This window comes from Bradyrhizobium sp. sGM-13 (assembly GCF_018398875.1).
GTDB lineage: Bacteria > Pseudomonadota > Alphaproteobacteria > Rhizobiales > Xanthobacteraceae > Bradyrhizobium.
The window spans coordinates 35,839-45,236 of record NZ_JAGWDK010000038.1; the positions used below are offsets into that span (position 1 = coordinate 35,839).

Consider the following 9,398-nt stretch of genomic DNA (forward strand, 5'->3'; position numbering starts at 1 on the left):
CGGCGTCACCTTCGGTAGGTCTGTACCGAGGCAGGCGAACTTCGTAGCTGCTCCTTTGCAAGAGGCTGCCTGAGGCTTATCCAGCCAAACCATCTACTTCGAGCTTGTTCACTCAAATCGACAATCTAGGCAGGGGACTTGAATGTTTGGAAATCAGTCGCGCCGCAACTTCCTCAAGCTGGCGGCGAGCGGAAGTGCGATGTTCACGCCGGACCTTTTTACCGGACCTGCACATGCGCAGGATGTTCCGACCCTCACCGTCGCCTGGGGCGCGGATATCGATTCCTTTGATCCATCGCAGTTCAAGTCCGATGGCGCCTACATCGTTCAGGCAAACATCTACGACACGGTGCTGGGTTGGGGGGCGGAGCCAGTCACCGGATCGCCTAACCTGTCGATTTCCAAACCCGGTGTTTTCATCGGTGGCATCGGCGAAAGCTGGAAATTTGAGAATGGCGACAAGACCCTTGTCGTAAAGATCCGACAAGGCCTGAAGTTTCCGAGCGGCCGGCCGGTCAATGCCCAGGCGGTGAAATATCTCTTTGACCGCGGACTGCAATCACCCGGCTATATGCGGCTCATCTTTCCGACCATGATCGGGGTGACGCAAGCAGATCAGTTCGAGGTTCGCGACGACAGCACCTTTGCCATCAACCTGCCGGCACCAAGCGCTATGTTGCTCGATGTGCTCGCCCTGTCCAACAACGCACTTCTTGATCCCGACGAGATCAAGCTACACGCGACTGCCGACGACCCCTGGGCCGCTCAATGGCTCAAGCGCAACACGGCCGGGCTTGGGCCCTACAAACCCGTGAGCAACAATCCGGGCGTCGAGGTGATCCTGGAAGCGACCCCCGGTTATTGGGGACCGGCACCGTATTTCAGGCGCATCGTCATCAAATATGCATCCAATGAGGCAGACCGGATTCTGCTGCTCAAGCGCAAGGCCATCGATATGGTGGTCGGGCCTAACTCGATGTCGCCCAAGAATCTCAAGAATCTCGAGGGCGCGCCGGGCCTCACTGTGGTGTCTCTGCCCGACACCAACTGCAATTTCCTATGCATGAATCTGAAAAAGAAGCCGTTCGACAACGTGAAGGTTCGTCAAGCGATCAACTACGCGATGCCGATCCACGCGATCATCCCAAATGTCCTTTACGGCTATGGCGAGCAGATGAAAAGCCCGATCGCAGCTCAGACCCCCGGCTATGACGGTTCACTCTCGCCGTATAAATATGATGTCGGCAAGGCCAAGTCATTGATGGCCGAAGCCGGGCACGGCTCAGGACCAATTCCAGTAAAGCTTGCGGTTCGTGTGGGCTATGCGCCCCACGAGCAGGCAGCGATTTGGATCCAGCGCGAGCTGGAGAAAATCGGCTTTCAAGTCAGCATCGAGAAGGAGACCGACGCAACCTTCCGCCAGCTGTCATCGAGCGGCGGGCACGAGCTGTCGATTGAATCCTGGCAATCCTGGATCAACGATCCAGTTTATCACCTCTATTGGAACTTCCATAGTAAGGCGACGGCGACCAACAAGGGAGCCTACGCCAATCAGGTCCTCGATAAGATCATCGACGACAATATGCGCGAGGCTGATCCTGGCAAGCGTATGGCCGGGGTCAAGGAGGCGCAGAAGATCCTTTTGGATGATGCGGCCTGGGGTCTGCTTTGGTACGACAATTGGGCCAGAGTGACGCGTTCCGAGCTCGCGGGCGTTGCGAAATATTGGGATTCCTTTGAGCGCTTCAACAAAATGAAGCTGGCTTGAAGCGTAGCCCGGATGAGCTGAATAAGTCATGTCGTGCTTAGCTTCCATGCCTCGTAGAGTAACTCTGCTGGCGCCGACCTTGTTCGGCGTCAGGGTGATCTGTTTTTCCCTGATCGAGCTCTTGCCCGGCAATCCCAACCTCCCGTGGCCTCCAACGCGTATCAGTCATCGTGCGGCATGGAGTTGCCGCAGCCAGTTTCGCCGACAAGGCCCAGCGTCTCACCCTCGCCGATCGAGAACGAGCCACCGTCCACTGCGCGCACGGCCGCCTGCTCACCATGCAAGCGGCGCAGCCCCGTTCTTGGTCCTTAAGTTCAAAGGTCTTCTTCAAATCGGCGTGACCTTCAGACGAGATGTTCTAACGTCGTAATGCCTTTGCCGAAAGTTGAAGACCACCATCACCTATCGGCCGGATCAGCTGCCCCGCGCCGCCGAAGACAATAATCGGAGAAGTTGATGTCCATAGAACTGTTGATGCTTGGCGACCAACCCGTGGCTGGCCTTGCGGCTCGCACCAGGCTTGCCGAAGAGAGCGGATTCGAGACCGTCTGGCTCGCTGATGAGCGCTTTTTCCGGGAAACCTACTCGTGTCTCTCGCTTCTGGCGGGGCAAACTGCGCGCGTCAATCTCGGTCCCTGCGTCACCGATCCATTCGCGCGCCATCCAGCTCTAACCGCCATGGCTTTGGGCACCCTCGATGAAGTTTCGGAAGGGCGCGCCATCCTCGGCATCGGCGCCGGCGTCTCCGGCTTTGCGGAGCTCGGGATCCAATCGCGCAAGCCCCCGCTCGCTATTCGCGAAGCCGTTGATCTGATCCGTCAGCTCATGGCTGGGCAGGAGGTCGACTATCAGGGCGAGATCATTCAGTGTCACCGCGGCCGGTTGAATTTCGCGCCGCTGCGATCGCGTGTTCCTGTTCGTGTCGCTAGCAACGGACCGCTGGGCCAGAAAATGGGCGGTGCAATCGCCGACGGCGTGATGATGGAGGGCTGTGGCTCCGTCGAGGAAGCAAGGGCCTTCGCATCGACGGTCGCCGAAGGTGCGCGGAAGGCCGGCCGTTCTCCGAACGAGGTCAAGCTCGTCGCGCGACTCGATTGTTGTATCACTAACGACGGTAAGCAAGCGCGGGATATATTGCGGCCTTCGGTGACACGGATCATCGCGCAAGCCAATTCGAGGTTCTACACGCTGGAAGCACAAGGATTGACTCTGCCGAAGAATGTCGTCGAAACCATTGGTCCCGTTGCCTATGCTGCCGGGGTGGCCCCGTTCGCGCCTCTTTTTCCTCTCGTCACCGACATGCATGTCGACGCTCTCACTCTCTGCGGGACTGTGCAGGAAATAACCCAACACATGGTTGACCTTCGCCGCGCCGGCAGCACGGGCTTCAACATTTTTCCTGTTCCGGCTCCTGGCACCACCTATGAGGACGTTATTATGCGCTTCGGAACGCAAGTCTGGCCCGCTGTCGAGACGGCTTTTGCGAAAGAGTCCGACAATGGGACGGCTTAGGTCTCACGGACTCGTTTTGTTGGAATCCGCTCGACGGGGCACGCGTATTTCATTGAGAGTGTAGTGCAGCCACGGGCGGGAGATCCAAGATGATGAGCTTGTTCAATAAAAAAGGCAAGCGCGACAGTAGAACGGATCGAAGTAGCCGATCGCGCCGCCTAGGAGGCGGAGCTGGCCACATCCGCCAAGGATCTGATCGAACTAATACACAATAAATATCTGGACGAGTCGAAGCTGAAGTTCATCTGGTCTACGAGGATCGATCCATGAGTGCGGGCGAAAAATATCTTGAGGGCAAGGTCGCCCTTGTCACAGGTTCTTCGTCCGGCGCGGGCGCTGCAATCGCCATCGAACTCGCTAGGCGAGGGGCGCGTGTCGCAGTGCACTGCCGGCGTGCATTAAGTGACGGCGAAAGCGTTTGCGCTCGCATCGCTGCAATCGGTGGAAAGGCAGCGGTCTTTCTGGGTCACCTCAGCGATCCCGAGGCGCCGTATGCACTCGTTTCGCGCATCGCGGAGCGTCTCGGAGACGTCAACATCCTAGTCAACAATGCAGGTCCCTATGCGGATGCGCCGTTTCGGTCGTTGTCCATCTCGCAGTGGGAGACGGTGATGGCGATCAACGTAAGGGCGCCGTACCAGCTCGCTCAAAGCGCGATCGCAGGCATGGAGCGAACCGGTTGGGGACGGATCATCAATGTGAGCGCAACCTCGGCTTACGCGCGGTCGCATTCGGTATATGGCCTTGCCAAACAGGCTCTCATCCATTTGACGGAATGCCTCGCGCTCGAATTTGCGCCACTCGTCACCGTAAATGCAATTGTGCCCGGCCAGATCGCCAGCGAACGCACCGACACGATGGTCGACTACAAGAGCTCCGTGATCGCGGAAACGCCCTTGGCAAGGCTCGTGACGGAACAGGAGGTTGCCCGAATGTCAGTCCTTCTCTGTACTCCAGAGTTTTCTGCGGTGACGGGACAATCAATCATCATGGACGGTGGCCGATCGCTGCCGCGCACGCTGAAACTCAATCTCACAACGATCGGCTAATTGTACGCAGGAGAAAGACCGATGCTTTCCCTTGCAAAAGGCCTCGCCTCTACCAGCTGCAGCATACGTCAAAAGGGACGTTACCTCTTGCCGGCGCGAGGACGATCCCTCGGCCGTTTAACCAAAGTTGCTAGACTTGTCGGCCATAATCGATTCGATCGGCCTTTCGGCGGACCTAGAGAAAAGCCTCGTAAGCCGCCGCTTCTGCGATGAATTTCACCGAAATAGTGGAGGAATGGCGCGCGTAACGCCGAGTATCGTGCGTTAGGAATGTTATTCTGTCATCACTGGATGGGAGATCGAAGGTGAGGGGTACAACAGCGGCCGACCCGCCGGATCCACTTGCCGGATCGAGAAGTGATGTTGATGCGGCCTACGCACCTGTTGTCAGCTGCGACGGAGCCGGGAGGAGGGCTCCTCATTTGCAAGTTCGGTCGGCGTAACGGCAAGAGCTCTAAGCGCGCTCGAAGCGGTCGGTTTTTGGCGGCGTGGGCGGTTCTGCTCTTATGCAGGTTTGTCTCTTAACCCGCTCCTTGGAGCTAACTTGATGCCGCCACTTTGGGTCGACACTTCGCAGGACAGTCTTGAATTTTCGCCCGCGGCGATTCGCTGTTGGGCATTCGTGGCGGCCTTGGTCAATCTCGCTTTCGTCGCATTGGTTGTATTGTTGGCGTGACCGCGAGGCGCGATCTTGCTGATTGAATAAATTGTCTCATCAACATCGGAAACGCGCAACCCGCAACTAGGGAGCTTAGTGCGCTGCAGCATGAGCATCCGATGTTTCAAAGTCAGCCTCAGGAGCTAGCGTGACTGCATACCGTGGGCCAGTGTTTGAGATGGCCGTAAAGCAATTCGAGGTGATCGCGAATTATCTGGGCATACCGGATGACGCAAGACCCCGCCTATTGCTGCCGAAGCGATCTGTCACGGTGTCGTGTCCAATTCATCGTGATGACGGCACAACGGCGGTGTTCGAGGGCTACCGGGTGCAGCACCACCTGACGCTTGGCCCGACAAAAGGGGGTACCAGGTTCGCGCCAACAGTTGACCTCGGCGAAGTCGCAGCGCTTGCTATCTGGATGAGCTGGAAGTGTGCGCTGGTCGGATTGCCATATGGTGGCGCCAAGGGCGGAATTAACGTCGACCCTTCCAGCTTGTCAAAGCGTGAGCTTGAAGCCCTGTCGCGCCGGTATATGCAGGAAATGATCCCCTTTGTTGGGCCGCACACAGATGTCATGGCTCCCGACCTTGGGACAAACGAGCAGATCATGGCGTGGTTCATGGATACATACTCGATGTATCAGGGCCAAACCGTCACCGAGATCGTGACAGGCAAACCTGTCAGCGCCGGCGGAACGCTCGGTCGCCGTGAAGCGACAGGCCGGGGTGTGGCTCATTTGGTTCGCCGCTCCGCGGACGAGCTCAAGATCCGACTCGATGGCGCAACAGCCGTCGTTCAGGGCTTTGGAAATGTCGGTTCGGTCGCCGCGCTCGAGCTGCATAATATGGGGGTGAAGGTGATCGCGGTCAGCGATCACACGGGCGCGCTCTATCGGCCTCAGGGGCTCGACATACCACAGCTGGTCAGACATGCGGCCTTGCAAGGTAACCTGGATGGCTACTCCAACGAGCTCGCTCTAGACCCAGCAGAGATGCTGACGATGCCCTGTGACGTGCTTGTTCCGGCCGCAGTGGAACGGGTCATCGACGCCGAAATAGCGGGTAAGCTGCGCTGCCGTATTCTTGCTGAGGGCGCCAACGGCCCGACAACACCGGAAGCCGATCGGATCTTGGAAGGCCGTCAGGAGGAAATCTTCCTCATCCCCGACATTCTGTGCAATTCGGGAGGTGTGGTGGTCAGCTACTTCGAATGGGTGCAGGATCTGCAGCGGTTATTCTGGGAGGAGGAGGAGGTAATGCGTCAGGAGTATCAACTTCTGGATCGTGCCTTCGATCGCGTACTGGCACGAAGTAGGCGGGAGAACATATTCAATCGCACCGCGGCAATGGCCATAGGTGTGGATCGCGTTCGAAGTGCAAAGGAAACACGTGGGCTGTTCCCATAGCATGTTCGTTTCCATATTTGCGTCTGGTTCGACGCCCTGTGTCGCAGCTAGGACGAGCCGGCCCACTCTGAATTGCGAAGTCTGAGCAACTCTGTGTTCGGATCGCCTTGAAGGTCTTCCTGGTGTGCTCGAAGCTACTTAGGATCCGCTGGTAAATCGGACTGCCTCCTAATTCTCTCTCGCCTTGGCAGCCGACGGCAAAGATAAATTTTGGGCAGGCCATCGAAAGCAGGGCGTTGGGCGTAGACTAAAATTTGCGAAGATCCTGTGATCCGATTCAGGAAGAACTGCCTCGTAGCGACCGCTTCCATCGAGATCCTAGCGTGTCCATCGGGTATGGGCGCGCGGTTGATCCTATTGAATTAGTGAGCTATGTTGTGGCCCTGTTCTGTTCAGGAGTACGTGCAAGGTTGACGGCATTTAGCCGACCTTCGAAGGCGTGATTGTACCTGAGGGTTGGCGATCGACTCGACTGCGATTGAGCCGGGCATCACAAATCCTGTAACGGGATGAGCCGTATGATCGGCTACCCATAAGAAATCCTCTTCTTAATCGGCATGGTATGGAGGGGACAATCATGTTGTGGCAACGATTAATCCGTCCCGCTGCTCCGCGCGAGGTGCCGTACGAAGTGCGCCGGAGAGAGGAGCTGCTCGAACAAGCGCAACGCATCGCCCACGTCGGCTACTGGGAACGCGATCTCAGAACAGAACGGATCACCTTTTCGGACGAAGCATGTCGCATCTTCGGGCTCGCGCCGCGTGAGGGCACCATTACGACTGAGGAAGTGACCGAGCGGTTACATCCGGAGGATCGTGCAATCTGGAGCTCAGCACTAGCGCACACGCTACGCGGCGGCTCTCGCTGCGACTTTAATTATCGGATAGTGAGGCCGGACGGCGAGGTGCGGTTTGTCCACAGTCAGGGTGATCTGACGAGGGACGCGTCTGGCCGACCTCTCAGCCTGTTCGGAGCGGTCCAAGATGTCACCGATCTCAAACGGGCGGAGCATCTGACGCAGCTGGTTTTTGAGCGTTCACCGGATGCAATCTGCATCATTGGGCGGGACTATCGGTACCAACGTGTTAATCCGGTCTTCGAACTCATTTCGGGAAGATCAGCGAAGGATCTCGTCGGGATGCACGTGGCCGATGTCTTAGGGACTACAGTTTTTGAGCAGACGGTCAAACCCAAGCACGACCGATGTTTCGAGGGAGAAGAAGTCAGATATGCGGACTGGTTTACTTACCCTGACACTCGACGCTATATCTCGATAAGCCATTCGCCCTTGCACTCCAAGTCGGAGCGGGTTGAAGCCATCCTTTCGATCTTTCACGACCTCACAGACTATTCATTGGCGTCCGACGCCTTGCGATCGGCGCAGGCTGAGCTCGCGCACGCCAATCGCGTCGCAACCATGGGGCAACTCACGGCCTCAATTGCTCACGAGGTAAACCAGCCAATTAGTGCGGTGGTAATGAACGCACAGGCAGCTTTGCGCTGGCTCAGCGTTGATCCGCCCAATCTTGAGCAGGTCCGTCAGTCTCTAGACCTGATCGTTAAAGATGGGGTACGGGCCGGGGAAGTCGTGAGCGGGATTCGCGGACTTCTGAAGAAGGCACCGCCTCGGAAGGATGGCATCGACATCAACAACGCTGTCCTTGATGTCGTCGCTCTGACCCGAAGCGAAGTGCTAAAGCACGGCCTTTCGCTGCAGACAGACCTCGCGACCGGTTTACCGCTCGTGCAAGGCGATCGCGTCCAGCTGCAACAGGTGATTCTTAATCTTGTCATGAACGCCGTGGACGCGATGATTTGTATCGCGGACGCGGAGGAGCTCAGGATTAGCACTTCGAGCGATGCCTCTGACCGCGTACTCGTGTCTGTGCGGGATACCGGACCGGGCGTGGATCCGAATATCGTGGACCGCCTCTTCGAGGCCTTTTACACCACCAAGCCTGAGGGGATGGGAATGGGCTTGGTCATCTCTAGTTCGATCATCGAGGCGCATGGGGGACGGTTATGGGTCACCGCGAATGAACCTCGGGGGGCTGTGTTCCAGTTTAGCCTGCCTGCAAAACAAAACGGCGTTTCTGGTGATAGACCGCGCCAAGTCTTGGCAGCATGAGTCTCGATGCAAGTAGTCTGCTGGATCTGGCGGAAGGGTATCACAGGCGCATTGCCAACCCCTTCTCAGGCACCGAAAATACTAGGAGCCTGTCCGAGTAATCGGATTTTTCTCGACGAAGAACAAGCGTCGTGATTCAAACGGTGGATGAGCAAGACATTTCGTCCTTGGGACGTTGATCAGGTTTGGCTGCTGCCGCCATCGATCCAGGATTTGGTGCCTTCCGGGCACACGGCCCACTTTGTGCGCGACACGGTTCGCACCGGCTTGGACCTGTCGCGGATCATGGATGTCTACGACGAGGAGCGCGGCTTTCCGCCCTATCATCCTGGCATGATGGTAGCGCTGCTGCTTTATGCGTACAGCCAGGGGATCTACTCGTCGCGCAAGATCGCACGGGGCTGCGAGGAGCGGCTGGATTTTGCGGCTGTAACGGGGATGCAGCGTCCGGACTTCCGCACGATCAGCGAGTTCCGCAAGCGGCATTTGGCTGCGCTCTCCGGATTGTTCCGGCAGGTTCTTGCGCTGTGTCGCGCGGCGGGGCTCGTGAAGCTTGGCCACGTGGCGCTCGACGGCACCAAGATCAAGGCCAATGCCGGGATCAACAAGGCGATGAGCTATGGCCGGATGAAAGAGGCCGAGCCGAGGCTTGCGGCGGAGATCGAGGGCTGGCTGGCCCAGGCCGCCCAAGCCGACAAGGCTGAGGATCGTCAGCTCGGAGCCTCGAAGCGTGGCGACGAAATGCCCGAGTGGATGGCCAACAAAGAGAAGCGGCTGGAGAAGATCCGGACCGCCAAGGCTGCGCTGGAAGCTGAAGCCAAAGCCAAAGCCAAAGCGGCCTCGAAGCCGGGCGACGACCGCTCCGGCGACGGCGG

The 9,398-nt window shown here is 57.8% G+C and carries 6 protein-coding genes and 1 pseudogene; 6 read left to right on the top strand and 1 reads right to left on the bottom strand.

Annotation, left to right across the window (positions count from 1 at the left end; translation table 11 throughout):
• Positions 1-199: 199 nt before the first annotated feature.
• Positions 200-1,768, top strand: a complete 1,569-nt coding sequence (locus tag KJQ96_RS33215) for an ABC transporter substrate-binding protein (protein WP_213290492.1) — start codon at positions 200-202, stop codon at positions 1,766-1,768.
• Between the two features lie 179 nt (positions 1,769-1,947).
• Here the strand turns inward: KJQ96_RS33215 and KJQ96_RS33220 are convergent.
• Positions 1,948-2,061: pseudogene (locus KJQ96_RS33220) on the bottom strand (peptide ABC transporter ATP-binding protein); the annotation flags it as partial.
• A gap of 181 nt (positions 2,062-2,242) precedes the next feature.
• Here KJQ96_RS33220 and KJQ96_RS33225 point away from each other — a divergent pair.
• The 5 genes from KJQ96_RS33225 to KJQ96_RS33245 all read left to right on the top strand — a co-directional run.
• A complete protein-coding gene (locus KJQ96_RS33225; protein WP_249734814.1) occupies positions 2,243-3,280 on the top strand; it encodes an LLM class flavin-dependent oxidoreductase in 1,038 nt (345 codons plus the stop codon).
• A 266-nt stretch (positions 3,281-3,546) separates the two neighbouring features.
• Positions 3,547-4,329: an SDR family NAD(P)-dependent oxidoreductase gene (locus tag KJQ96_RS33230; RefSeq protein ID WP_213290494.1), complete on the top strand. Its 783-nt coding sequence runs from the start codon at positions 3,547-3,549 to the stop codon at positions 4,327-4,329.
• Positions 4,330-5,135: 806 nt separating this feature from the next.
• Entirely contained in the window at positions 5,136-6,395 is a 1,260-nt protein-coding gene (locus KJQ96_RS33235) for a Glu/Leu/Phe/Val dehydrogenase (protein ID WP_213290495.1), read from the top strand.
• Between the two features lie 577 nt (positions 6,396-6,972).
• Positions 6,973-8,523: a PAS domain S-box protein gene (locus KJQ96_RS33240; RefSeq protein WP_249726990.1), complete on the top strand. Its 1,551-nt coding sequence runs from the start codon at positions 6,973-6,975 to the stop codon at positions 8,521-8,523.
• A gap of 147 nt (positions 8,524-8,670) precedes the next feature.
• A partial coding sequence (locus tag KJQ96_RS33245) for a transposase (protein WP_213290496.1) occupies positions 8,671-9,398 on the top strand: 728 nt, incomplete at its 3' end.

Coding starts and splice junctions, on each gene's coding strand:
- KJQ96_RS33225 (WP_249734814.1), top strand. CDS start 2,243: ATGCTTGGCGACCAACCCGTGGCTGGCCTTGCGGCTCGCACCAGGCTT.
- KJQ96_RS33215 (WP_213290492.1), top strand. CDS start 200: ATGTTCACGCCGGACCTTTTTACCGGACCTGCACATGCGCAGGATGTT.
- KJQ96_RS33240 (WP_249726990.1), top strand. CDS start 6,973: ATGTTGTGGCAACGATTAATCCGTCCCGCTGCTCCGCGCGAGGTGCCG.
- KJQ96_RS33230 (WP_213290494.1), top strand. CDS start 3,547: ATGAGTGCGGGCGAAAAATATCTTGAGGGCAAGGTCGCCCTTGTCACA.